Genomic DNA, 24,258 nt, shown 5'->3' on the forward strand with positions numbered 1-24,258 from the left:
CCTTGTAGCTCACCATATAATAAATTATAATTAAATTAATTTTAATATAGTTTAACACAAATCGTTCACTTTAGTTAATTTTAATTTAATTTATTTAAATATAATTTAATAATCCTTAAGGAGATTTTCATTATGGAAAATATAGATATTGGTAAAAAAATTGAAAAACAAAGAAAAGAAAAAGGTTTAACTAGTAAAGAACTAGCAAAGATGGCCAATATTACACCATCTATGTTAAGTCAAATTGAACGTGGGTCCGCTAACCCTTCTATTCAAACATTAAAAGTGCTTGCTAAAGCTCTTGATGTGCCAACATTTAGCTTTTTACTTGAAGATACAAATACAGACGATTTAATTGTACGTTCCCATAAACGAAAGAAAATGATTATCGATAATTTATCATATGAAATGCTTTCACCTGATTTCACTGGAAATTTAGCAACAGCAATTATGACCGTCCCGCCTAATACAGCTTCATCAGAAAATGTGCTAGAACATAAAGGAGAAGAATTAGCATTTGTCTTAGAAGGGAAAATCATATTATATTTAAATGAGGAAGAATACGTATTAGAAACTGGTGACAGTGTAAAAATACCTGCTTATTTAAAGCATAAATGGGTGAATCATTTTGAGAAAAATACGGTAGTCTTATTTTCTGTTACTCCGCCGATTTTTTAATATATGTAATAAAAAAATAGCCATGTACGGGGAATATCCGTTAATGGCTATTTTTTATTTTTTAGGCACCAACAAAATCCCTAAACTAATAATACAAAAGCTCATTATTTGCTGTGCTGATAGACCAAACAGAACCGAATTTTGTTCACTAACAAGCGAAATAATAATATGAGCAAACCCCTCAACAATTAGAAAAATACTTATATTCCTTCCATTTCCGAGCCTTTCATTTTTCATCCATAACAAGCCCATTATACAAAGAGCAAGGATGATCTCGTATACGAAAATAGGGTGATATAATAGTTTAGATTCATATATTTTCATTCCCCATGGTAGTGTCGTTTGTGCACCTACTTCATGATGAAATAGAAAATAAAAGATAATGCTCACACACAATCCAAAAGGCAGTACATCAAGTAAAATACGAAGCGAAAATTCTTCCTTTTTACTTTTCCAAACAATGTATACACTAGCAATTACGCATCCTACTACAATATGTTGCATACTTCCAACAGCTAATATTGCTTGCACTGGCGATCCAAAAGCCCATACAGGATTTAAAATTGCTGGTGCAAACTTCCATACAAATACGATGATAAGAAACGCATTTGTTACGGCATCCATCATTTTTTCATATGATACATTTTGATGCCTCATCTTTCGTTTCATCAACATAAATCCAAATAGACTTCCAATTATAAGAGATACGGGTTGTAATCTCACGATCCACTCCATCATCACGAAATCCCCTTTTAGCTCTCAATCAATTTCTTAAATTTCTTTTCTAATTGATCTGGTGGCAATACACCTCGTACATGATCTACTATAATTCCATCCTTATTAACAAAAAATGTCGTCGGTAAAGAGAATACTTTATAATCTAGTCCAGCTACTCCGTCCATATCTAGTAGAACCGGAAACTCAAATCCATAGCGATTAGCAAATGCGCTTGCTTCTTGTACTGGGTCACTAACAGTTGCATTCACCGCAAAAATTTCAACATCCTTTTTATATTTATCATACATATGAACTAAGTCAGGTGCCTCCATTTCACACGGCCCACACCATGATGCCCAAAAATTAATAATATATGGTTTTCCCTTGGCATCATTTAACGACTGCAACTTTCCGTCTAATCCTTTTAATGTGATGCCAGGTGCTTTAAAACCTACTTGTGGTAATACTTCTTTCTCTTGTAACTCTGCTTGCCTTGCTTTTCTTTCCTTTTCTTCTTTCTTTGAATTATAAAAGTTAACCCCCGCCCAAGCGAGAGCACCTACTAGTATAATAGCAATTAGTTTCTTCACTTTTCTTCCTCCTCATTTTTAAAAACCTGTAAATCCACCGAATAGACGAATAAAGAATGCTGTAATTTTCGTCATTTGATTTGTATACAATAAAATACCTGTTACAATCATCATTCCACCGCCAATTTTCATCATGACATTGGCATATGTAACAATCCATTTTACCTTCCCAATAAAGAATGCCATCACGAAAAATGGAACCGCAAACCCAAGAGTATACGCTGTAATATAAAGAAGCGCCCCTTCAGGATTCGTCGCGCCAAGCATGAGTACAGCTGAAAATATCGGTCCAACACATGGCGTCCAACCGGCTGCATATGTCATACCGACTAAAATCGAGCGAATATATCCAGTCGATTTACTTCTATACTGCACCTTTTTCTCTGCCATAAGCCACTTAGGCTGAAACAAGCCCGTCATAAATAGCCCCATTAAAACAATAAAAATCCCACCAATTTGTTGAATCAATTTTTGGTTAGATGAAAATGTTATTCCAATCCAACTTACCGATAAACCTAACGCGTAAAATATAACCGAAAATCCGATCATAAAAAATACTGTATGTATAATCGCTGATTTTTGCATAATCCCACGATTTTCTTTTAAATCTTGAATAGACACACCTGTAATATAAGATAAATAAGATGGATATAGCGGTAAAGAGCACGGTGATATAAATGACAATACTCCCGCCCCAGCCACAAGCCAAATTGTTAAATCTGCTGCATTCATTTTATTCCCCCTAAAACACTACAATGAGTAGTGTTTATTCTTAAAAAAAGAGGCTATATGCACTCTCCGACAATAAGTACAACCGACATACAGAATAAACCTACTGTTACATATACCGAATTCGTATGTAACGGAATAGTAAGCTTAACAACCTTTTCATTTAACACTTGCTCGATTCGTAAATTTATTGCTGTTTTTGCAAATGAAGCTGTAACACATCGATTTTCCATTGTCTTTATTTTAATTAATTTTAATAACGCGCTACCTAACTCAAATGAAGATTCCATTTTTTGCATCGCATATTTATCAGCAGCTAGCTCCTGATACGTATGATATCGCTGTAACAACCCTTTTAATATCGGTATGTACATCATTCCTTCTGCTAATAGCGTAAAACAAAATAATTTTAGCGGATCCCAATTCTTTTCATGATATTCTTCATGGAAAATAATCGCATCAATTTCTTCATCTGAAAATGTTTGAAGCAACCCTTCCGACATGACAACTTTCGGACGGAATAATCCAATTGTAAATGCTGCAACTTCTGCAGTCGGCAGTATATGTATTTGTTTCCCTTTTCTAATAAATGGGATAAGTGCCTTTTGTACTTTTTTACTATAGAAAAATTGTCGCCAAATTCTTTTACAGACAATCAATACAGTAATTAATAATAACCCTGCTATTATAATACGAACCATTGATAGTTCTTTCATATGTTTTTCTAACTGAAACAAGCAAAACTTTGAAAGGAATAATGCCTTATTTTGAAAAAGAAATGGGTATGTAACATAATACAATAACAAGTTGAAAAAGAGGGTACTAACAATGAGCGCTAACAATACGATTTTACGCATTTGCCATTTCATTTCATTAATCCTCTCTTTTTAACTGACTCAATTTGTCTTCTAACTTTTTTATTAAAGTCGGATCAGCCTGCTCTAACTCATCTAACATATGATTTACAACTAAATCTCCAAATTCCCCCATCAATTCCTGTGTCATTTTCTTCGTTTGATTGGATAAGAATTCTTCTTTTGTTTGTACAGCACGATATATACCACTTCTTTTCACAGTCTGTTTTTCTAAGTGTAATTTCTCTACTAACCTGTTCATAACTGTCATAACAGTGTTAAAATTCACAGGTGATTCTTCACTTAATTTCTGCTGCACTTCTTTAATAGTAATACCATCGCTAGACCAAACAATCTCCATAATTTTCGCTTCAAGCGGTCCAAAGAAATGATTTAACCCGTGCTCATTTAACTTATAGTTTTGAGTAAACATTGTACAACTCCTTTCACACTACGAATTGTAGTATAAATTAAATGAAAGGTCAAACGTAAATGATATATATGAAAATTAACTACCCATAAATACATAGGCTATTCCATTCATTTTAAACCTAATTTTTCTCCAAATGTATCAAAAAGATACTGCTCTAATATTTGTACACTAAACTTCTCATTACGTCCAAGTGCAAATAATTCCCGATCTTTCGCTACGATAGTATCTAACGGAATAGCTACATTATCCACTATTTTTGTAATTTCAATTATATTACTTTTTACATTTACTTCTGTTTTAAATTCAACGTTTTCTAACACTATATGTGAACGTCTTCCTGATGCAAAAAAAGTAAAATTAGGATTTTTAACAACGCCAATTTCAGTCTCTAACGCATATAAATAGTGAAAAATTACATCTCTGTGTCCATCTTTTATTATTTTTTCATCCTTCTCATCGTCTAAGTATTCTTTCAGCTTCGTTGTAAATTCAAATCGAAAATCCACTTTTTTCACGCTCCTTCTTTGTATTTCATATTAAATAAATATATTGAAATAATTTTAACATATTGTAATACAACTTCCTATTAAAAGTAAAAACTGTTTTAAAAAATCGCTATTATTTCCGATACCCTTTTAAAATATAAGTATAAATTCAATATGAATCAATGCGTCATTATATCTATTTAAACATATTTTTTCCATATTTTGAAACATTAGTATGAAATATTATATATCAATGTATGGTTTCTAATGCATTGGTATATATAGTCAGTAGTTTCTTTACTATTCCGATATACTTAAGCTACATTTTCTAATTATTGATTACATTACGGAAGGAATGTAACTCTCTTCTATCGAATTTTTATATAACAAAAATAATTAGGTGGTGCTTTACTATGAAATTAGCTGTCATTGGTGGCGGTGATTTACAAGATTCAAATCACTTGCCTATTAATGAACGCCTTATAGAATTAACAAATAAACAGTACCCAAAAATATTGTTTATTCCAACGGCTAGTCATGATGATGAAAGCTATATAAAATTATTTTTAGACACGTTTGAAAAACAATTACATTGTGAAGTACAAATTTTACGCATTACAACAGATTCACCTTCTAAGTATGAAATAGACGAGATGATTCATTCAGCCGATTTAATTTATCTAGGTGGCGGGAACTATATTCACATGCTTACGCAATGGAAAGAACATAGACTCGATGAAAAATTATTATTGGCTCTGCAACAAGGAACACTTATTGCTGGTTATAGCGCTGGTGCTATGTGTTGGTTCACGTCTAGTATCCGATCAGATTATGAGGGTTCTGGTTATATAGAGAGTAACGGTTGGGGAATTGTTAATAAAAGATTCTGTCCACATTATAATCAATTAAACAGAATGAACGCCTTCCATTCCTTTTTACAAAATCATCAAGGGAATATAGAAGGAATTGCACTGGAGGATAATTGCGCTTTATATATTACAGAGGAATCCTTTGAGATTATCGGTGAATCGGAAAAAGCATGGGAGTTTTATATGAGTGATAAAACACTCATTAGACAACATTTTGATATAACTTTAAAAAGCTATTTATAAACCTGAACTTACGAAAAAATGTCCCTAAGTCTAATAACTTAGGGACATTTTTCTATTTAACTAACTAATCGTGTAATTCGTTTCTTTTGCCATGAAAGCTTATAATATGCATACTGTAATATTAAGCTGACAATAAATGCTGCTGGATACCCGATCCAAATGCCTTCTATTCCAAGACTTGTATGGTAAGAAAGATAATATGCTACGGGTACTTCTACAAGCCAAATTGAAACAACTCCAATAACAGTTGGCCAAAGTACTGTACCGCTCGCTCGCATTGTCGCACTAATAATTTGTGCATGACCGAAAATTAAATAACTCCATAATGTAATCATAACTAAGCTATGAGCAATTTCAATAGTAGTTTGACTCGTTAAAAATAGTGATAAAATGTCTCTTGAGAATACGTAAATAAGAGATATTAACACACCACCGATGACGTAGTTCATAATAATTCCGGCCTTCACAACTTTCTGTAATCGATCAAATTGATTCGCACCAATCGATTGTGCCGCAAAAATGGAAACTGTAATACCAAGGCTAACTGCTGGCATTTGTACATAACTTGCAACTTGATTCACAACGCCGTAAGCAGCTGTTGCATCCGAACCGTAACGATTTACAAATGCGATTACGGCAATTTCAGATAATGAAACTAATATCATATTAATACTCGCTGGAATACCGAGCCTTAGTAATAGCTTTAATAACTCCCCATCCATTCGAAGGTATTTTCTAACCGTTCCATCTAGTTGTAATGGGTGATTTTTCTTCTTTAAATACACAAGCATGACAATAAACGTAATAACTGTAGATATAACAGATGCATAGGCCGCTCCATACACATCTAATTTCGGAGCTCCTAACCATCCAAAAATAAGAATCGGTAATAAGATCATATTTAGCGCTGTACTTACAATTAAAAAGTAAAATGGCGTTTTAGAATCTCCTGTACCTCTCATAAATGTTGTATATGCGAAATATAAAAATAATACTGGCATCGATATAAATAAAATCCGTGCATAATGTACACTTATTTCAATAATATTTTCTGGCGTTCCCATTAGACGCATAATATCCATCGCAAAAATACTGCCTATTATCGCCAACACAACTCCAATAATAAAGGTAAACGTCAACGTCGTACCAACGATAGCTTTTAAACGATCTTCGTTTTTAGCACCAAACGCCTGACCAATTAAAATAGAGCTTCCTGAACCGATACCAATTACAAATGAAACGAGCAAGAAAAATAATGGGAAGAATGCTGATATAGCCGCTAAATCATTAACTCCAAGCCATCTTCCTACTACTACCATACCAAATAATTGTCCAACCGATTGTAGTACATTACTTAATAATAACGGTACTAAAAACATCGACATCGATTTCCAAATCGGTTTACTCTCACTTTCCAACTTATGTGACTCCGCACCTTCTTTATTGTTATCTGCAGGTGGTTTCAAATGTCATTTCTCCTTTTATTAAAAATCTATTTTCAATCTCTATCTCTTTGTATAGTTGTTATAATACTGTGCTTCTATTCATTTTCTTTTCGTATGATTATAACTTCACCCAATATTGACTTCCATCAGCTGTTCTATCTAAAAATCCATATTCGATTAAATACCTTCTTAAAGTTACAAAATCAGGGTATACATTTTCTATCACTGTATTTACTTCTTTTTCAGTATACTTTTTATTACTATCAAACTTCTTCACTAAATGGCGCAATATAATTAATTTACGCTTTTGTTTCTTCGGAAATTTAGAGAGAGGTCCATCCAATCCTTCTGGAAAATGAGCTTTTAATACTTCATTATTTTCTTCTTCCGTAATATTGTATCGATCATCCACCATCGTTGCTGTTCTATGAATTGGCACAAATTTCGTTTGTACTTTTGATTTTTCTTCTGATAATTCCATTAGCGCTAAAAATACTTTTGCTTGCTTCATTTTCTCTCGCAGTGTAAATCGATGATTACGAATTGTTGATGTACTCCCGCCATCCAACTCTTTTACAATTTCTTTATCATTCAGTCCCGTATAGAAAAACTGAACCATTTTCTTTTGTAAATCCGTTAATCCAGTAAATTTCTTATCCATATTTAGCAAATAATCAAACATAGACGTATGCTCATTTTGAATATGCAATTGGACGAACTTCTCTGCTTCATACAAAACTTGATTATCTTGATAAATAACACCTTTAATAAATGTTTCACCACAAGCTAAGCAAATGTACCCCTCTTTTTCTTCATCAAACACATACCCTTTCTTTAATTCCTCTATTGACGCATCCCAAAACTTCTCTGAAATATCGCTCACACTAAACACTCCTTCAAAATGTTTATTTAAAAACCAAACAAATCACTATATCGTTTATTATTACTTCATCATCTTATCACAACACAAACAAACATTTCAACGTTTCGTTTGCCCATTTTATAAACTTTTATAAAAACATCTATCGAAAGGATTTAATACAACGAAAAGCGAATATGTTTATACAAATTCATTTTATAGGATGTAAAATAGAACATGAATATTCTTCAAGACCTATGGTTTACCGTTAAGTAAATTGCACAGAATACATATGCGATTAGTGAATATGAAACCGGTATTCACTCATTCCAAAACTTCAGTATTCAATTTTAACTACAAAAAAGATGTTTCCGTATAAGAAAACACCTTTTACTTTTTATCCCGCTATTTACCGGGCAGTAAGCCTCCCACTGATTAACGTTTCACTTTATATATTCTATTTACAGTCTCTACTAAAACCTTACTTGCTTGTACAAATGTATGCTTTCGATTTCTATCTTCAACAAATTTATTAGCACAACTACTCATAATCATCATACAACTAATTATGACTAACGCTATCTTTCTATTCTTGTAAGTCACTTTATGCCACTCCACTATTACAAAACTTCTTTTGAATTTATCCCATCAAGAAATTTTACATGAATAATAAAATGTATGAATATGCAATTCTGCATATTCATACGTTTTATCACAATGTTATGATTTAATTTAGTTAAAGGACAAGTATACTGAGGTGACTAACTTGAAGTTTAAAGCGAAAAAAAATCCATTCCACGTCATTTTTATTACATTATTTATAATTATTTTTTTCATTTCGCTATTCTTCCAAAATGAAAATTCTATTTTTTTCACCCTCATGATGCTATTAAACATCGTGAATCTTTCTTCATTCTATTTCTCTCACTACAACATAACGGAATCATCTCTTGTTGTAAAACACGGTTTCATTTTTCATACTGAAATTCCATTTGAAGATATTCGTCACGTTAAATACTCTGGTAAAAAACTTCATTCAAAAAAATGGACTAGACAACAATTAGAAATCCATTACAATTTATTTGACTCAGTGACCACTTTCGTACCACTAGAAGAAGAAAAATTCATTTCACTCTTAAAAGAGAACTGCCCACAGATGAAAGTAATGAATACGCCTGCTAACAAATAATATATTTTGAAGCTTGTAGTATTGCAAGTAGATGAAACATAAAAATGAACATCAAAAAAGCCAAGATTCTATACTAAGAACCTTGGCTTTCTCTATTACTCTTTTGGAGCAATCATTTTCTTTGGATCTACAATTTCATCAAATTGCTCTTCTGTTAGTAGCCCAGATTGCAATGCTGCTTCTTTTAAAGTTAACCCTTCTTTATGAGCATGCTTCGCAATTTTCGCTGCATTTTCATATCCGATATGTGGGTTTAGCGCTGTTACAAGCATTAGTGAACGATTCACATTTTCATTAATTACTTCTTCATCTGCTTCAATACCAACTGCACAATTGTCATTAAACGAAACAATTGCATCCGCTAATAAGTGAGCTGATTGTAAGAAGTTATAGGCAATAACAGGTTTAAATACATTTAACTCAAAGTTACCTTGGCTCGCAGCAAATCCGATTGTTGCATCATTCCCCATCACTTGCGCTACAACCATCGTTAATGCTTCACTTTGCGTTGGATTTACTTTCCCTGGCATAATAGAGCTTCCCGGTTCATTTGCTGGAATAATAATTTCTCCAAGACCACTACGTGGACCACTTGCAAGCCAACGTACATCGTTAGCGATTTTCATTAAATCCGCAGCTAATGCTTTTAATGCACCGTGAGTATATACAACTTCATCATGGCTCGTTAATGCATGGAACTTATTTGGTGCAGAAACAAATTGTTTACCTGTAAATTGACTAATTTCCTCTGATACCATCTCACCAAATTTAGGATGAGCATTGATACCTGTTCCAACCGCAGTTCCACCAATTGCTAACTCTTTCATATATGTATTACTCTCTGCAATCATACGCTCTGTTTTTTCAAGCATACGGTGCCATCCGCTAATTTCTTGCCCTAAAGTTAACGGCGTTGCATCTTGTAAATGTGTACGACCAATTTTTATAATATGTTCAAATGCAGTTACTTTTTCTGCTAAAGTTTCTTTTAATTTCGTAATTGCTGGTAATACGTGATTTTCTACTGCGATTACACAAGCTACATGAAGCGCCGTTGGAAATGTATCATTTGAACTTTGTGACATGTTCACATCATCATTCGGATGAATATGTACCTCAGATCCCTTCTCTTTCAAAATGTGATTCCCACGATTTGCAATTACTTCATTCACATTCATATTTGACTGCGTACCACTACCTGTTTGCCATACGACAAGCGGAAAATGTTCATTCCATTTCCCTGCAATGACTTCGTCAGCTGCTGCAACAATTGCTTCTGCTTTTTCTTCTGATAGCTTTCCTAATTTTTGATTGGTAAGTGCTGCACTCTTCTTTAAAATTGCAAATGTTTTTACAATTTCAAGCGGCATTTGCTCTGTTCCAATTGGAAAGTTTTCTTTACTACGTTGTGTTTGTGCTGCCCATAATTTATCAGCTGGAACTTTTATTTCTCCTAATGTATCTCTTTCAATTCTGTACTCCATGTTTTCATCCCCTTGAAAATATAATACCTACATCTCTTATAATAACAGACTTTCTCTTAAATGATAAGAATTCTCACTCTTATATATAGATATTCTATATTTATTTTAAAAAATTCCTCTTGACCTAAACTTAAGTTTAGGCTGTATCCTTTCCATTGTAACCTACTATAACACTACTGGAGGAATTCAAAATGAAAAAATATGCTTTTATAACAGGTGCAAATAAAGGAATTGGATATGAACTTGTTCGTCAATTAGCAGAAAAAGATTATCACGTATTTTTAGGTGCTCGCAATGAACAACTTGGACAACAAGCCGTAGAATCTTTAAATGTTTCAAACGTTTCCTATATTCAAGTAGATATTTCAAATTCACAATCCATTCAAGAAGCAACAAAGAAAATTTACGAAACGACTGACCACTTACATTTATTAATTAATAACGCAGGCATAGCGCTAGACTTCAATATACTACCTAGTGAATTAAATATTGAAACTTTACGCCAAGGATTTGAAGTTAATTTTTTTGGAACTTTCCAAATGATGCAAGCCTTTTTACCATTATTAAAGAATTCGAGCAACAGTAAAATACTAAATGTAACAACTGACATGGCCTCACTAACAATGTTTGCTAATGGTGAAACACATCCAATTAATACACTAGGATATAATTCTTCCAAAACAGCTATTAATGCTTTAACATTAGCTTTTAGTAAAGAATTTGCCACTAACGGTCCAGAAGTATTTGGGGTAACTCCTGGTTTTACAACTACGGATCTTAATGGAAATTCCCCCGGTGGCCATACAACCACTGAAAGTGCTAAAATTATTATTAAATATGCATTAAGTGAAACAAACTATAATGGTAAAATACTTAACAAAGATGGCATTATACCTTGGTAATAAAAGGATGAATGATATGTATTATACAATTGGGCAAGTCGCCAAAATGCAACATTTAACTATTTCTCAAATACGTTATTACGATAAACAAGGACTGTTTCCTTTTCTGCAAAGAAACGAAAAAGGAGATCGAGTTTTTGATGAAGAAGCACTGAAATATTTAGAAATGATTTTGTGTTTAAAAAACACCAGTATGCCAATTCAAAAAATAAAACAATTTATCGACTGGTCTATGGAAGGAGAATCTACCATCCTTCAAAGGTTAGAATTAATGAAACAACAGGAGACCAATGTCTTACAGCTCATGCAAGACACTGAAAAAAACTTAAAAAAGATACAACAAAAAATTGCTAAATATGAGAATGAAATTACTTTAGCAAATGCTATTAAAAAATAAAAAAATCACCTTCTACATATTGTAGAAGGTGATTTTTATTTTATGATGCTTGCTTTCCTTTATCTGCATCATCTACATACCAGATGAATTTGCCTGTATATCCGTAAATAACTGCTAAAATTAACGATACGAAGCTTAACCACATAAACGGAACGTATGAGAACGTTGCTACACCTAAAATACCAGCCATAAAAATACCATTATCAGACCATGGAACCATACCTGAAGTTAACGTTCCACCTACTTCTGAGTTACGCGCTAATACACGACGGTCTATTTTTAATTTATCATAGCTATCTTCCATAATTTTTGGTGTTAAAATTAGTGATACATACATCGCACAACCAAATATATTAGCTAAGAATGCCACGATTAATGTAGACAATGTTACATTACCTGCAGAATTTAATTTCTTCTCAAATTTTGATACGATTACTTTTAAAACACCTAGTTTTTCAAGTAATCCACCAAATCCTAAACCGAAAATAATAACGGCTACTGAGCCAAGCATGCCGTTAATTCCACCACGGTTTAATAACTTGTCAACAAACTCAACACCAGATTGAATTGAGAATCCGTTATAAGCTGTTCCAATCGCCTCTCCAAAGTTCATCCCTTGGAAAAGAGTTGCCCAAATTGCACCAATTAAAGCTCCCATTGCAATTGTTGGCATAGACGGTTTCTTCATCGCTAATAGAACGATAACAATGACCGCCGGAACAAGCATCCATATTTTAATATCAAATTGCTTTAATAAAGCTTCTTTTAAAAATTCTACTCGATTCAAATCTACATTATCGCCGCCATACATCCAACCAGCTACAGTAAACATAATACTAGTAATAATATAAGCCGGAACATCTAATACGAGCATAGCTCGAACGTGAGCAATAACATCTACTTTCGCCATAGAAGCTGCAAGAACTGTGCTATCAGAAAGTGGTGATAATTTGTCGCCGAAATAAGCTCCTGAAAGAACTGCGCCAGCAACAAGCGGAAGTGGTAAACCAAGTCCTTCACCAATCGCCATCATAGCAATACCTGCTGTTCCCACTGTTCCCCAAGACGTTCCTGTTGCGATAGAAGTTATAGAACAAATAATTAATGTTGCTAATAGGAATATGCTAGGGTGAATAAATTCTAATCCATAATAGATTAATGTTGGTACTACCCCACCAGCAATCCATGTTCCAATTAAAGCACCTACTGCAACTAAAATCAGTATTGCTTCTAATCCGTTAGAAATCCCTTTCGTAATTGCATCTTGCAATTCTTGATAACGAAATCCTAATCTTAATCCAAGCGCAATTACTAAAAACCATGAAATAAATAGCGCTAATTGAATTGGGAGATCAAAAATCGTTTGGAAGGAAAAGACAACAGCAAGAAATAGTAATAAAAGAACTATGATTTCTAGCATCGATGGTAATCTTACACTTTTCATTTTTTTCTCTCCTTACAAGTCGATAACATGACGTATGTCGTCTTACATGTATGTAATATACAATTAGCGAAGACAAAACAAAATTTTCATATTATTTCGATTTATTTTTCCAGTATAATATATTCACAACCCTTTCTATTGTAAAAGTAGATTACGTTTTTCGCAATGAAAAATATAAAAAATGTTGTATTTTTATTTATCCCGATATTTCCGGCCAATAAGACCTCCGCCTTAAAATTCAGTAAGTGCAAAGCAATTAGTTAAGAAATTAACTACTGTAAAATCCCGGATTGACATGAACGTATTAAAGCTTCACTTTATTTACAAAGAACAATCCCATACTAACTTTTTTAATATTTGCTGCAACAAAACTTTTTACAACTATCTTAACTTTTTAATTAACACCATAATTTCCCACACAAAAATAGGGCACACATCATTAAAATGATGCATGCCCTACCTTTATTTATACATATTTTGTATTTCTTCTTTATTTTTAAGTATTTCCTCAAACTTATCACTACAACCCTTCGGAAATAACACTCCCAGTCCATATGAATGCGCAAATTGAAAATGAGGGTACTTCGCTTTTACCTCATCCCAAAACTTATACACGCCGAAATCACTACTTCTAACTTCAATATCATGAAATAATACAATACCGTTTTTCGCGACTTTCGGTATCCATGTATTATAATCGTGAGAAACAGCTTCATACGTATGATAGCCATCAATATGCAAAAGATTTATCGTTTCATCTTGAAACCGGTCTACAGCATCATCAAAAGTAGATCGAATTAAATTTCCTATATTAAGGTAGTTATCGCTCACTACTTTCTCTACTATTTGAAAAACCCCTTCTCCATATGGACCTGTATGCCCATCTCCAGCCCAAGTATCTACTGCAAAGCATTTAGTCGATAACCCTCCATCTTTTACTCCCTGGCAAAAACTAAAAAAGGAGGCTCCTAAATGTGTACCTAACTCAACTAAAGTTTCTGGTTTTTCAAATCGTACTAAGTCATATGCAAAATCTAAATGTCCACTCCAAGCAGATTGTGACCGAATAATAGGACTAAATGTTTCAAATTCAAATGATGGTTTATGAGTAACCCAGTTCATCGCATAACTCCTTCTGCACATATTTTTAACAAACCAAATTACTCTTATCTTTATTTTTTTATCGCCATGATTATGATTCTATTTCATGAAAATATGAAGAATTTATTCTTTTCTATTGAGGTAAAGCATCATATACATATGGATCAGTTGGTTTATTAATTTTCTCGATTTTGTTTACTTTTACAAGTGGAAAGACTGTTCCTTTATATGTCGTTTCATCTAATAATCCTGTTATTTTCACCCATGTTTCTTCTGGAATTTTTTCAATATTTTTCCCGGTAACAATCATCCCCCAGACTGATGCATCCGCAATACAACAAGTTATGCCATATCGAGCCACTACTACTTTATTACCCGTCACATCTTTATCCTTATATATAAACCCTAAGAATGTAATTTCTTTCCCTTTAAACCAATTAACATTTTGACCAATTACATTCATTGTTTGAACATAGTCCTTATCCTTTACTTGTAGTTTACGCTGTCCTAACATACTTTTTACTACTTGCTCTTCCGTTTTATAAGTCGTTGCTAAATTTGATGTTTCTTCTGGATCAACGGATACTTCTCGCCCATCAAAATTAACCTGTTCCCCCTCTTTTTCATTCCTTTCCAGACTTCTCGACTGTACACTTTGATTCATACCCCTTTTTCCTGCTAAACTTCCATCAATTGTTACACTTCCAAAGAGAAAAGCACTAACTATCGGAACAACAAATAAAACATATACAAAGAAACTTTTTATCCCTGATTTTGATGTTGTATGATGTTTACAACAATTACAATCATGCTGTTTTTCTCTTCCATCTCCCCAAACTTGTACAATACCAAAAATTAAAATTACTACAAAAGCTATATACGTAAATTTAATCATTTTTGGAGCGATAAAATTATAAATATTCCCTGTTACAAGTAGTTTAAATAAGAGCATTGCTAAACCAATTAAAATAATGCCACGTATATAGCGATGATACGCCTTCTGCTCCTCTTTCTCCATTCTTTCTCACCTCCTATAACATTATGATTTGCAGAATGGTATACACAGATACAATGACAATTCCTATCAAAAAGAATACAAATCTCTTTTGAAAATACGCAAATAGCATTAACGTATTTTTCATATCAAGCATAGGCCCAAACACAAGAAATGCGAGAAGTGCCTTTACCGAGAAAACATGTCCAAAAGATGCGGCTATAAAAGCATCGGCTGCAGAACAAATTGATAAAACATAACCAAATCCCATCATAATAACGGGAGCAATTACTTCGTTATGTGCTACTACATCCAGTACATTCCGATCAAAAAACGTTTGAAATACACTTGCTAAAAAAGCACCTATCAATAAATACTTACCAGTATCAAAAAACTCATCTACAGTGTGATTCATAACATCTTTCCAACTCTTTTTTTTGCTTGTTTGAACTGAAACCTCTACGTCTTTTAAAACATTTCTTTCGCGATAGCAATAATACACAATTAGACCTATGAATAGAGCAACTAGAATTGTTATCCCAAAGCGTGCATATACAACGTAATCATTTTTTGGAAACGCATATACAGTAGATAAAAGAACGACTGGATTCATAATGGGTGCACTCATTAAAATAACAATGCCTACATGAAGTGGTAACCCCTTTTGAATGAGCCTTCTTACAATTGGTATAATGACACATTCACACATTGGAAAAAGAACTCCCACAAATACTGCTGGAATCATTGCAACAATTGGAGATTTCGGCATTACTTTTTGAATCATATCTTCCGTCACAAACACTTGAATACATGAAGAAACAATGACCCCTAATAAAATAAAAGGTATTGCTTCAAAAATGATACTTAAAAATACCGTATTCACATTCAACCATTCCTGCGGCATATTTTTATGCAAATTTACTAGACTTGTAAAATCTACAAAAAATAATAAAAAGAGAAACATAGCGATAAGAGCTATGCCTACTACTTCTTTTGAAACTCTATTAAAGACCAAGCTTCTCGCCTCCATTTTATTTATATGTAAACATGTGCTTGTCCAAATGCTTCATACTACAGCACAAATTTTATAGTCTATTTCTATTCTTAAATCGTAATCATTATGATTTATTATTGATTTTTCTTTTCCCATCGTTTAATATAAAACGTAATCATTACGATTTAAAGGAGAGATCATTTCATGAAAAAAGTACCTATCACTGTATTAAGTGGTTTTTTAGGATCTGGAAAAACTACCTTACTACATCACATTTTGACTAATAAGAATAACTTAAAAGTAGCTGTTATCGTTAATGATATGAGCGAAGTAAACATTGATGCATCTCTTATAAAAAAGGGTGGTTTTTCACGTACGGAGGAAAAACTAGTAGAAATTCAAAATGGCTGTATTTGTTGTACACTACGAGAAGATTTAATGATAGAAGTGAATCGTCTTGTGGAAAATGGTGATATTGACTATATTATTATTGAATCTTCTGGTATAAGTGAGCCTATTCCAGTTGCTCAAACGTTTACTTATACAGACGAAGTTCTTAACATTGATTTAACGAAAAATTGTCGCCTCGATACGATGGTTACAGTTGTAGATGCAAATAGATTTTGGGATGATTTTGCAGATGGAGAAAGTTTATTAGACCGAAAACAAGCAATTGATGAGAATGATACCCGGGAAGTTATTGATTTATTAATAGATCAAATTGAGTTTGCAAACGTAATTATTCTTAATAAGATAGATTTGCTAGAAAAAGAAGATGTGATAGAGCTTCATCATTTACTAAAAAAATTAAATCCTAATGCAAAAGTTCTTGAATCTTCGTTTAGCAAAGTACCATTACAAGAAATTTTAAACACAAATCTATTTAATTATGAAGAAGCCAGTCAATCGGCCGGCTGGATACAAGAATTAAATAGTGACCATCATACACCGGAAACGGAAGAATACGGTATCAATTCCTTTGTTTACCGCCGCAAATATCCTTTCCATCCCAAGCGCCTTATGAATTGGCTAGAAAAATGGCCTTTAGATGTTGTAAGAGCGAAAGGATTCTTCTGGCTGGCATCTCGTAATAATATGATAGGGCTTCTATCTCAAGCAGGTTCCTCTATTACAATTCAAGGAGCCGGTGAGTGGATAGCGGCATTACCTGAAACTGAAAGAAATCAAATGATTACAGAAGAACCAGAAGTATTGAAAAACTGGGATAAACAATATGGAGATCGAATAACCGAACTCGTATTTATCGGAATTGATATGAACCGTTCTTTAATTGAACAATCATTAGATAGTTGTCTATTAACAGAGAAAGAAATGAAACAAAACTGGAATACATTTATTGATCCTATCCCGGCTTTTACTTATACTTCATAATAATTAATAAAAGGCTTCAGTAGAATGAAGCCTTTTTACTTTATAGCACTCTTATTTAATAGGTTTGCTTTAATTATAAATACAATTGTACCTAAAACAATTAATATAGCATATACGATACCAACTACCCCCCTATTTTTTCTAAGCCAAGCGGTAATATTATAGTAGCAACTCCAACTATATAAGAAAATGCTCCTGAAAGCTTCGCTAATTTATTTTTATCTCCAACAAACGTTTCTTCTTGATATCCTGCTAACAAAAACAACCTCTTTTTCACATGTATTTGATACCCTAAAAAAATGATAAGTAACCCAACAAATAAACAAACTAAAAATCCAGCTAACATATCCTCCCCCTCCTCTACAATATTTTACTATACATAAAAAAAATAAAATTAGAAATTTCAGTTTATTAACGAGTCATTCTGTGATATATTGCATATTGTATTCAATTTGTATTTTTAGAAAGGAGAATTTTAGATCATATGGATTCAAATCGATTAAAAGGAATTATAATGGTCATAATCGGTGCTTGTTTATGGGGCTTGTCTGGTACAGCTGCACAACAACTTTTTCAATATGACAATGTTTCAACCGAATGGTTAGTTACGATCCGTTTACTTATATCTGGAATTATTTTGCTCATTATTTCCTCATTCGGAACGAGAAAAAAAGAGATATTTGGCATTTGGAAACAAAAATCTGATGCTATTAAAATGATTTTGTTTGGTCTATTCGGTATGCTTGCTGTACAGTATACGTATTTCGCTTCAATTAAAGAAGGAAATGCTGCCGTGGCAACATTATTACAATATTTAGCTCCTATATTCATCACTGTATACTTACTTTTCAAATGGAACGTTCGTCCATCAAAAATTGATTTCATTTCAATTACCCTTTCATTAGTAGGCACTTTTCTCTTACTAACAAACGGGTCTGTTCATAACTTGGCTGTTTCTACACCAGCTATTATTTGGGGTATTTTATCTGGATTATCTCTCGCTTTTTATAGTTTATATTCAAAGGAATTGTTAGAAAAATGGTCTTCCTCCGTTATCGTTGGATGGGGCATGATTATTGGGGGTATTGGTGTAACGATTGTACACTTTATTTCTACAAACGAATTCATTTTATTATCAACTATGAAATATGTAAAACTAAGTACCCTACCGCTCATCACATTTGTCGTCATTTTCGGGACACTTATTGCCTTTTATTTATACTTAGACAGCATACGATACCTGACTCCGAAAGAAACAACATTATTTGGTTGCACAGAACCACTCGCAGCTATTATTTCTTCTGTACTTATATTGCACGTGCCATTTCAATCTTTTCAGTTATTAGGCGCTTTTTGTGTCATTGTAATGGTGCTCATCTTAAGCCAAAAGCCGGATGAAGGGAAACAAAAATTAAAGCTTGTTCATGCAAAAAAGGAAAATATACAATGAAAGGATTGAATTCACTATGCCTGTCCCTCAAAATTATAAAAAACCAGGAAGAATTTCAGCAAAATCACTCGTTTTAAATCAACTACAAAATTGGATTATTGAAGGTGTACTGAAGCCCAATGAAAAAATTAATGATGGGGAATTGGCTGAGGCACTAGGAGTAAGCAGAACACCTGTAAGAGAAGCACTTCAAATATTAGAGCTTTCTGGATTAGTGGAAATGGTACCAGGGCAAAAAACAAAAATTGCTCCTATTAAGTTAGACGACGTATCTATCATTTATGAAACGATGGCTGGTCTTCACTCTATTATAGGAAAGCAAGCTCTTCAAAACATTACAGACGCTGATATTCAACTACTTTCTGAAATAAATGATCATTTTCAGCACTCTATAGAGAAAAAAAACGCAAAACAAGCTTTAGAATTAGATATACAATTCCACAATACAATTTCTTCTATTGCTAAAAACCAATATATTAAACCCTTTTTAGAAAATATGCAACTTCACGTTTTACGTCTTGAATATTTGTTTTTCCAAAACTTTGTTCCAGCAAGTCAATCTATTGAAGAACATCACTCTATCATTCAAGCATTACAGAAGCAGGACGAAAAACAAATGGAACAAATAATGACCCAAAACTGGCTCCGTCCCATGAAAGAAATACAAAAAATAATTTCTACGAAATAAAAGGAGAGCTGGTTACACAAAATCGTAACCAGCTCTCCTTTTACTAATCTATATAGCTATGCCTGAACATTTGCATAATCTTCCATATCTTCGTACTCTTTTTCCAATTCCTCTAAAGACAGCTCGTATAATTGTCGGTCGCGAATCTTAAACACACCTGCCCCAATTAACTCATCAATTAAATGCCTCTTACGATTTTCAACAGCAAAACGGAGTTGACTACTCATCTTTTAAAAAACTCCTTTCTACAATCATTGAAAATGATAATCTTTATCAATTACCACTTTTGATTATAAAAGATGACTCTTTATAAGTAAAGTAATTTCATGAAATATTTACCTTGCAAAGTATTTGTGGCCACATTATATATATGTATGCCGTGCGAAAAATGTTATGACACTTTTTCTTATCCTTTTTCTTTCATACTTTGCAAGTTGTCTCATCGTGATGAAATTCACCATCTATTTCTACTTGAATGGTGACATGTTCTACATGAAATTTCTCCTTTAATACATACGTAGCCTCTTTTAATACACTTTGCGTTTCATTCCCTTTAATAATAAGATGACATGTTAATACTTGAAAATCTGATGTGACAGACCATATGTGCAAATCATGAACTTCTTTGACAATCGGAATATTTAATAACGTACTTTTTACCTCTTCAACATTTATGTGCTGTGGTGCACCTTCCATTAATATATGAACCGTATCACGTGTTACACGCCATCCACTAATAATGACTAAAATAGACACAAGAATACTAGCAATCGCATCTGCAGCAGTCCATCCGAAAAATTTAATAAGTAACGCAGCAATGATTGCTCCGACGGAACCCAATAGATCGCCTAGTACGTGCAGGAAAGCACTTCTTAAATTCAAATTACCTTTCACATCTCCGCCTCTCATTAATATCCAAGCTGATAAAATATTAATAAGCAGACCAAGGACTGCAATAATGAGCATCCCATTACTAGCAATCTCAACTGGTTCTTTAAAACGACGGATTGCTTCAATAAAAATGTATACCGAAATGACAATAAGAACGACACCGTTACATAATGCTGCTAACATTTCGACCCGCTTATACCCGTATGTTTTCGCAGTTGTTGCTGTTTTTTCTCCGAGTTTAAACGCAAGTAAACTTAAAGCTAAAGATACTGCATCACTTAGCATATGCCCCGCGTCAGATAGTAGTGCTAAGCTATTTGTTACAAATCCACCAACAACTTCTGCAATCATAAAACTTGTTGTTAGTAGGAAGGCAATTAGTAATGCCTTTTTATTTTTTGAATGACCATGATCATGCGAATGTCCCATACTTATACTCCTTTAAGTACAATATCTGTATGTTAGTATGAAACAAACTCCCCATCTTTATCCCGAATCGACTGATTGTAAACGCCCGCTTCCTCTGTATACACACTTCGCTACTTTTTAGACAATCCCTTTTTCTCAAATAAAAACAAGACTACTTCTTTTTTATTTTCATATTGTTTACTAATGAAAGAATTTTTAAGGAGGTTACTAAAATGAAACGTTTATTTCTCTGTATGGAACGTGAACTTGTTGTAGTGAAAGAACAATATGATAACTATGAAACGACTTACCACTTACAAAATATGCAACCTACCTGTATCGCTGTTGATCCGTTCCGCCCAAACCGTGTATATTGCGGAACATTTGGACGAGGTCTATGGTTAAGCGACGATAGCGGGGATTCATGGAGACCCATTGGAGATTCTTATCGTTACTTTGATTTCCCTAAAGAAGATGGTATTTTGCACTCCTCTATCACTTCCATAACAATAAGCTCAAATGAACAAGTTAACGGATATGGTGTCGTTTATGTCGGCACAGAACCGAGCGCTTTATTTCACTCTGAAAATGGTGGTGAAACGTGGACTGAACTTAAAAATATGAAATCATTATTATCTTCTTATACGTGGGCTTTCCCGCCTAGACCTTTTACCCATCACGTACGCTGGATTACAGTTGCCCCAAACAACCCTAATACAATACACGTTTCAATCGAAGCTGGTGCTGTTATTCAAAGTAACGATAAAGGGCATACATGGATTGATAAAAAATTCGGTGCCCCTATCGATGCACATCAATTGCTTATGCACCCTGAAGCACCAAATCGCCTTTATGCATCATGTGGTGACGGATTTATGGGCGGACCTGATCGTGCATATCTTGAAAGTTATAACAATGGAAACAGCTGGATCTCATGTAGTGAAGGACTTGAACATCATTATTTATACAGCATGGCAATTGATCCAGCTGATTGTGATACGATTCTCGTTTCTGCCGCGCCAAGTGCTGATCTCGCTCATCATCGTATCCCTTATGAATCTTATATTTATCGAAAAACGAAAGATACTCCTTTCCAGCAAGTACAACAAGGACTACCATCTGCAATCGGTACAGTCATTTCGATGTTTGCTACAAACGAAGCCGAACCACATACGTTCTACACGTTAAATAACAATGGCGTCTTTCAATCCAATGATAGCGGCGAATCGTGGGAACAACTAAACATTCCGTGGAAAGATGAATATAAAACGCAGCATCCGCATGCACTACTCGTCACTAGTTCTTAACGAAAAAAGACTGCCTAAATGATTTTAGGCAGTCTCTCTTTTATTTCTTTAAATCAATGACAATATCATCTAATACAATATCTTTACTCTTCGCTTCTTTTTTCGGCACTTCTATTTTCTTCTCTTTTCCATTCACATACTCCACTCCACCATGATTTTCAGATGTATGAACTCGCAAGTGTACACGAGGTGTAACGATAAGCTTTGTTGCATTTTCGTTTAGTTTTTGGAATGTAGCACTCCAACTACTTTTATGCGGTTCTGCTACTGTACTAGTTCCGCCATTTCCTTCACCTGCATATTTATTTCCTAAATCATCTTTTATTTCTAATTCCACATCAGCGCTATCCCATATACTTCGTAATGCCTTAGATTCTTCCTGATTGTAAAAAACGATAAAGGACATCGGGTTTACTTCCATTTTGTCTATATTTACTTTTATTAATTCATTTTCAGAAACCCCATTAACCTTTATTTCCTTACTATTCATTGCCTTTAAACTAAGTGCGAAATTCCAATTCCCCTTAATTGAATTACCTTTATAATCCATCTCAATTTCTTCCATATCCCACCAAACATTTGCAACATCTAACCTTTTACTACTATTCCCACTCATCGTAGTCATACCTACGTACTTTTTCTCTCCAACTTTTGTTACTTGAGAGCTTCCTCCCCCGCCATTAAACCCCATCACCTGCGGATACCCAAATATATTTGGCTTCTCCCCTAAATCTTTATCACTCTCAATAGAATATGTGATTGTAATTGTTCTACCATCGAACACCGCATCATTAATGGTAACCTTAACCCCATTACTCTCTCTCGTCATATTCAATTCAGTCGAAAACTCTTTATAATTTTCATATAACCCTGTTCTACCATTATCTAAAAATCGGAATATGTCCCCTACAATTGGCAATCCCCCGGCATATGTAGGAAAACCGATACCAAGAGTTGCAACTGATAATCCTACTAAAATAGATGCAGCAGCGACACCTTTTTTCCAACTTTTCATCTTTTTCTTCGTACGTATCGATTGTTTTACATTTCGTTTTACTTTTTCCTTTTCAATTTCAGAAGCCTCAATTTCTTCTAGTTCTTTTTCGTCTATATCAATATCATTTAATAGTTCATAAATGTCTTTCATATTGCACTACCTCCAAAACTAATATTCGTAGCATTTTGTTGTAGTTTCTTTTTCCCCCGGTACACTCGATTATCAATTGCTGCCCGAGTTAATCCTAACTTGTCACCTATTTCCTCTGTCTTCATACCAAGTAAATATTTCATAATGAACACCTTTTGATCTAGCGGTTCTAATTGATTAATGAGCTTCAATAATTCTTCCCTATCTTCCATAACGATTAATTCGTCTTCTGCTGATTTTTCTGTACTGATATGAAGCTCATCTGAAATGATTTCTACTGTTTTAGTAGATTTCCGGTAATAATCAATTGCTTTAAACTTTGCAATCGCTGCAATCCACTTTTTAAAATCACTCGGCTCTCCATGAAATTTATTTGCGTTATTCCAAATGGAAAGAAATATATCGTTTATACATTCCTCTATGAGTCCATCATTTTGAATGGGAAGTAGAACTTTATGCGTGATCCCCTTTATGAGTGGTAAGTATGTATCGACAACAAATTCTAACGCGTCTTCTTTTTGCCGCTGTAATCTTTTTATAAAATTTTTCTCATTTGATTTCATGTAGC

The 24,258-nt window shown here is 33.6% G+C and carries 27 protein-coding genes and 1 pseudogene; 9 read left to right on the forward strand and 19 right to left on the reverse strand.

Features of this window, described 5'->3' with window-relative positions:
• Positions 1–132: 132 nt before the first annotated feature.
• Complete coding sequence (locus HMAS_RS15535) at positions 133–678, forward strand: helix-turn-helix domain-containing protein (RefSeq protein ID WP_048656953.1); 546 nt, start codon at positions 133–135, stop codon at positions 676–678.
• A 54-nt stretch (positions 679–732) separates the two neighbouring features.
• Here HMAS_RS15535 and HMAS_RS15540 read toward each other — a convergent pair whose 3' ends face one another.
• From HMAS_RS15540 to HMAS_RS15565, 6 genes are all read right to left on the reverse strand, one after another.
• The gene (locus HMAS_RS15540; protein ID WP_025689552.1) at positions 733–1,413 is read right to left on the reverse strand and encodes a prolipoprotein diacylglyceryl transferase family protein; all 681 of its coding nucleotides are present in this window, start codon (positions 1,411–1,413) and stop codon (positions 733–735) included.
• Between the two features lie 17 nt (positions 1,414–1,430).
• Positions 1,431–1,985 carry a TlpA family protein disulfide reductase gene (locus tag HMAS_RS15545; RefSeq protein WP_000733177.1) on the reverse strand — a complete coding sequence of 185 codons (555 nt, stop codon included), beginning with the start codon at positions 1,983–1,985 and terminating at the stop codon, positions 1,431–1,433.
• 18 nt (positions 1,986–2,003) lie between these two features.
• Positions 2,004–2,717: a cytochrome c-type biogenesis protein CcdA gene (ccdA, locus tag HMAS_RS15550; protein ID WP_000990443.1), complete on the reverse strand. Its 714-nt coding sequence runs from the start codon at positions 2,715–2,717 to the stop codon at positions 2,004–2,006.
• A 53-nt stretch (positions 2,718–2,770) separates the two neighbouring features.
• Positions 2,771–3,583: a M56 family metallopeptidase gene (locus HMAS_RS15555; RefSeq protein WP_116344913.1), complete on the reverse strand. Its 813-nt coding sequence runs from the start codon at positions 3,581–3,583 to the stop codon at positions 2,771–2,773.
• Between the two features lie 4 nt (positions 3,584–3,587).
• A complete protein-coding gene (locus tag HMAS_RS15560; RefSeq protein WP_000495053.1) occupies positions 3,588–4,001 on the reverse strand; it encodes a BlaI/MecI/CopY family transcriptional regulator in 414 nt (137 codons plus the stop codon).
• Positions 4,002–4,108: 107 nt separating this feature from the next.
• Positions 4,109–4,507, reverse strand: a complete 399-nt coding sequence (locus HMAS_RS15565; protein WP_000347525.1) for a DUF3942 family protein — start codon at positions 4,505–4,507, stop codon at positions 4,109–4,111.
• Between the two features lie 392 nt (positions 4,508–4,899).
• Between HMAS_RS15565 and HMAS_RS15570 the strand changes: the two genes are divergently transcribed.
• On the forward strand, positions 4,900–5,598 hold the full coding sequence (locus tag HMAS_RS15570; protein ID WP_000762111.1) for a peptidase E: 699 nt from the start codon (positions 4,900–4,902) through the stop codon (positions 5,596–5,598).
• Positions 5,599–5,654: 56 nt separating this feature from the next.
• Here the strand turns inward: HMAS_RS15570 and HMAS_RS15575 are convergent, their stop codons facing one another.
• The 3 genes from HMAS_RS15575 to HMAS_RS27700 all read right to left on the reverse strand — a co-directional run bounded on the left by HMAS_RS15575 (position 5,655) and on the right by HMAS_RS27700 (position 8,505).
• Positions 5,655–7,064: an MATE family efflux transporter gene (locus HMAS_RS15575; RefSeq protein ID WP_000804124.1), complete on the reverse strand. Its 1,410-nt coding sequence runs from the start codon at positions 7,062–7,064 to the stop codon at positions 5,655–5,657.
• Between the two features lie 97 nt (positions 7,065–7,161).
• Positions 7,162–7,926: a DUF2087 domain-containing protein gene (locus HMAS_RS15580; RefSeq protein WP_001280279.1), complete on the reverse strand. Its 765-nt coding sequence runs from the start codon at positions 7,924–7,926 to the stop codon at positions 7,162–7,164.
• 411 nt (positions 7,927–8,337) lie between these two features.
• Complete coding sequence (locus HMAS_RS27700) at positions 8,338–8,505, reverse strand: hypothetical protein (protein WP_000221433.1); 168 nt, start codon at positions 8,503–8,505, stop codon at positions 8,338–8,340.
• 163 nt (positions 8,506–8,668) lie between these two features.
• Between HMAS_RS27700 and HMAS_RS15585 the strand changes: the two genes are divergently transcribed.
• Complete coding sequence (locus HMAS_RS15585; RefSeq protein WP_000669066.1) at positions 8,669–9,091, forward strand: PH domain-containing protein; 423 nt, start codon at positions 8,669–8,671, stop codon at positions 9,089–9,091.
• 95 nt (positions 9,092–9,186) lie between these two features.
• Here HMAS_RS15585 and fumC read toward each other — a convergent pair whose 3' ends face one another.
• Positions 9,187–10,575, reverse strand: coding sequence for a class II fumarate hydratase (gene fumC, locus HMAS_RS15590; RefSeq protein ID WP_116344914.1), 1,389 nt, complete (start codon positions 10,573–10,575; stop codon positions 9,187–9,189).
• A 191-nt stretch (positions 10,576–10,766) separates the two neighbouring features.
• On the opposite strand from fumC, the gene HMAS_RS15595 reads away from it, so the two are divergent.
• Together HMAS_RS15595 and HMAS_RS15600 are read left to right on the forward strand one after the other, a co-directional pair.
• Complete coding sequence (locus HMAS_RS15595; RefSeq protein WP_006923251.1) at positions 10,767–11,477, forward strand: SDR family NAD(P)-dependent oxidoreductase; 711 nt, start codon at positions 10,767–10,769, stop codon at positions 11,475–11,477.
• A gap of 16 nt (positions 11,478–11,493) precedes the next feature.
• The gene (locus tag HMAS_RS15600) at positions 11,494–11,874 is read left to right on the forward strand and encodes a MerR family transcriptional regulator (protein WP_016122254.1); all 381 of its coding nucleotides are present in this window, start codon (positions 11,494–11,496) and stop codon (positions 11,872–11,874) included.
• A gap of 40 nt (positions 11,875–11,914) precedes the next feature.
• Here the strand turns inward: HMAS_RS15600 and nhaC are convergent, their stop codons facing one another.
• The 4 genes from nhaC to HMAS_RS15620 all read right to left on the reverse strand — a co-directional run bounded on the left by nhaC (position 11,915) and on the right by HMAS_RS15620 (position 16,443).
• Positions 11,915–13,318 carry a Na+/H+ antiporter NhaC gene (gene nhaC, locus HMAS_RS15605; protein ID WP_000843992.1) on the reverse strand — a complete coding sequence of 468 codons (1,404 nt, stop codon included), beginning with the start codon at positions 13,316–13,318 and terminating at the stop codon, positions 11,915–11,917.
• Positions 13,319–13,780: 462 nt separating this feature from the next.
• Positions 13,781–14,440, reverse strand: coding sequence for a class I SAM-dependent methyltransferase (locus tag HMAS_RS15610; RefSeq protein ID WP_001104667.1), 660 nt, complete (start codon positions 14,438–14,440; stop codon positions 13,781–13,783).
• Between the two features lie 112 nt (positions 14,441–14,552).
• Positions 14,553–15,437 (reverse strand): TIGR03943 family putative permease subunit, encoded by an 885-nt coding sequence (locus HMAS_RS15615; RefSeq protein ID WP_000409935.1) that lies wholly within the window; start codon positions 15,435–15,437, stop codon positions 14,553–14,555.
• A gap of 13 nt (positions 15,438–15,450) precedes the next feature.
• Positions 15,451–16,443 carry a permease gene (locus tag HMAS_RS15620; protein WP_002023790.1) on the reverse strand — a complete coding sequence of 331 codons (993 nt, stop codon included), beginning with the start codon at positions 16,441–16,443 and terminating at the stop codon, positions 15,451–15,453.
• A gap of 168 nt (positions 16,444–16,611) precedes the next feature.
• Here HMAS_RS15620 and HMAS_RS15630 point away from each other — a divergent pair, with 168 nt between their 5' ends.
• The gene (locus HMAS_RS15630) at positions 16,612–17,799 is read left to right on the forward strand and encodes a GTP-binding protein (RefSeq protein WP_006923257.1); all 1,188 of its coding nucleotides are present in this window, start codon (positions 16,612–16,614) and stop codon (positions 17,797–17,799) included.
• Between the two features lie 35 nt (positions 17,800–17,834).
• Here the strand turns inward: HMAS_RS15630 and HMAS_RS15635 are convergent.
• Positions 17,835–18,145 (reverse strand): annotated as a pseudogene (locus HMAS_RS15635) (DUF3784 domain-containing protein).
• 138 nt (positions 18,146–18,283) lie between these two features.
• Here HMAS_RS15635 and HMAS_RS15640 point away from each other — a divergent pair.
• Positions 18,284–19,249: a DMT family transporter gene (locus tag HMAS_RS15640; RefSeq protein WP_000378080.1), complete on the forward strand. Its 966-nt coding sequence runs from the start codon at positions 18,284–18,286 to the stop codon at positions 19,247–19,249.
• A gap of 16 nt (positions 19,250–19,265) precedes the next feature.
• A complete protein-coding gene (locus HMAS_RS15645) occupies positions 19,266–19,937 on the forward strand; it encodes a GntR family transcriptional regulator (RefSeq protein WP_116344995.1) in 672 nt (223 codons plus the stop codon).
• 56 nt (positions 19,938–19,993) lie between these two features.
• Here the strand turns inward: HMAS_RS15645 and fbpA are convergent, their stop codons facing one another.
• A complete protein-coding gene (fbpA, locus tag HMAS_RS15650) occupies positions 19,994–20,164 on the reverse strand; it encodes a Fur-regulated basic protein FbpA (protein WP_000098303.1) in 171 nt (56 codons plus the stop codon).
• Between the two features lie 193 nt (positions 20,165–20,357).
• Positions 20,358–21,257: a cation diffusion facilitator family transporter gene (locus tag HMAS_RS15655; protein ID WP_000510034.1), complete on the reverse strand. Its 900-nt coding sequence runs from the start codon at positions 21,255–21,257 to the stop codon at positions 20,358–20,360.
• Positions 21,258–21,469: 212 nt separating this feature from the next.
• On the opposite strand from HMAS_RS15655, the gene HMAS_RS15660 reads away from it, so the two are divergent.
• Entirely contained in the window at positions 21,470–22,543 is a 1,074-nt protein-coding gene (locus HMAS_RS15660) for a WD40/YVTN/BNR-like repeat-containing protein (protein ID WP_116344915.1), read from the forward strand.
• 40 nt (positions 22,544–22,583) lie between these two features.
• Here HMAS_RS15660 and HMAS_RS15665 read toward each other — a convergent pair whose 3' ends face one another.
• Positions 22,584–23,690 (reverse strand): DUF4179 domain-containing protein, encoded by a 1,107-nt coding sequence (locus HMAS_RS15665; RefSeq protein ID WP_116344916.1) that lies wholly within the window; start codon positions 23,688–23,690, stop codon positions 22,584–22,586.
• Positions 23,687–24,253 carry a sigma-70 family RNA polymerase sigma factor gene (locus HMAS_RS15670; protein ID WP_048534371.1) on the reverse strand — a complete coding sequence of 189 codons (567 nt, stop codon included), beginning with the start codon at positions 24,251–24,253 and terminating at the stop codon, positions 23,687–23,689. Before HMAS_RS15670 ends, HMAS_RS15665 begins: the two co-directional genes overlap by 4 nt.
• Positions 24,254–24,258: the final 5 nt, after the last annotated feature.

It is taken from the genome of Bacillus sp. HMA207 (genome assembly GCF_003402455.1).
Taxonomy (GTDB): domain Bacteria; phylum Bacillota; class Bacilli; order Bacillales; family Bacillaceae_G; genus Bacillus_A; species Bacillus_A cereus.

Coding starts and splice junctions, on each gene's coding strand:
- HMAS_RS15630 (WP_006923257.1), top strand. CDS start 16,612: ATGAAAAAAGTACCTATCACTGTATTAAGTGGTTTTTTAGGATCTGGA.
- HMAS_RS15645 (WP_116344995.1), top strand. CDS start 19,266: ATGCCTGTCCCTCAAAATTATAAAAAACCAGGAAGAATTTCAGCAAAA.
- HMAS_RS15535 (WP_048656953.1), top strand. CDS start 133: ATGGAAAATATAGATATTGGTAAAAAAATTGAAAAACAAAGAAAAGAA.
- ccdA (WP_000990443.1), bottom strand. CDS start 2,717: ATGAATGCAGCAGATTTAACAATTTGGCTTGTGGCTGGGGCGGGAGTA.
- HMAS_RS15655 (WP_000510034.1), bottom strand. CDS start 21,257: ATGGGACATTCGCATGATCATGGTCATTCAAAAAATAAAAAGGCATTA.
- HMAS_RS15540 (WP_025689552.1), bottom strand. CDS start 1,413: ATGGAGTGGATCGTGAGATTACAACCCGTATCTCTTATAATTGGAAGT.
- fbpA (WP_000098303.1), bottom strand. CDS start 20,164: ATGAGTAGTCAACTCCGTTTTGCTGTTGAAAATCGTAAGAGGCATTTA.
- HMAS_RS15560 (WP_000495053.1), bottom strand. CDS start 4,001: ATGTTTACTCAAAACTATAAGTTAAATGAGCACGGGTTAAATCATTTC.
- HMAS_RS15555 (WP_116344913.1), bottom strand. CDS start 3,583: ATGAAATGGCAAATGCGTAAAATCGTATTGTTAGCGCTCATTGTTAGT.
- HMAS_RS15665 (WP_116344916.1), bottom strand. CDS start 23,690: ATGAAAGACATTTATGAACTATTAAATGATATTGATATAGACGAAAAA.
- HMAS_RS15595 (WP_006923251.1), top strand. CDS start 10,767: ATGAAAAAATATGCTTTTATAACAGGTGCAAATAAAGGAATTGGATAT.
- HMAS_RS15660 (WP_116344915.1), top strand. CDS start 21,470: ATGAAACGTTTATTTCTCTGTATGGAACGTGAACTTGTTGTAGTGAAA.
- HMAS_RS15610 (WP_001104667.1), bottom strand. CDS start 14,440: ATGAACTGGGTTACTCATAAACCATCATTTGAATTTGAAACATTTAGT.
- HMAS_RS15615 (WP_000409935.1), bottom strand. CDS start 15,437: ATGGAGAAAGAGGAGCAGAAGGCGTATCATCGCTATATACGTGGCATT.
- fumC (WP_116344914.1), bottom strand. CDS start 10,575: ATGGAGTACAGAATTGAAAGAGATACATTAGGAGAAATAAAAGTTCCA.
- nhaC (WP_000843992.1), bottom strand. CDS start 13,318: ATGAAAAGTGTAAGATTACCATCGATGCTAGAAATCATAGTTCTTTTA.
- HMAS_RS15620 (WP_002023790.1), bottom strand. CDS start 16,443: ATGGAGGCGAGAAGCTTGGTCTTTAATAGAGTTTCAAAAGAAGTAGTA.
- HMAS_RS15640 (WP_000378080.1), top strand. CDS start 18,284: ATGGATTCAAATCGATTAAAAGGAATTATAATGGTCATAATCGGTGCT.
- HMAS_RS15600 (WP_016122254.1), top strand. CDS start 11,494: ATGTATTATACAATTGGGCAAGTCGCCAAAATGCAACATTTAACTATT.
- HMAS_RS15570 (WP_000762111.1), top strand. CDS start 4,900: ATGAAATTAGCTGTCATTGGTGGCGGTGATTTACAAGATTCAAATCAC.
- HMAS_RS15670 (WP_048534371.1), bottom strand. CDS start 24,253: ATGAAATCAAATGAGAAAAATTTTATAAAAAGATTACAGCGGCAAAAA.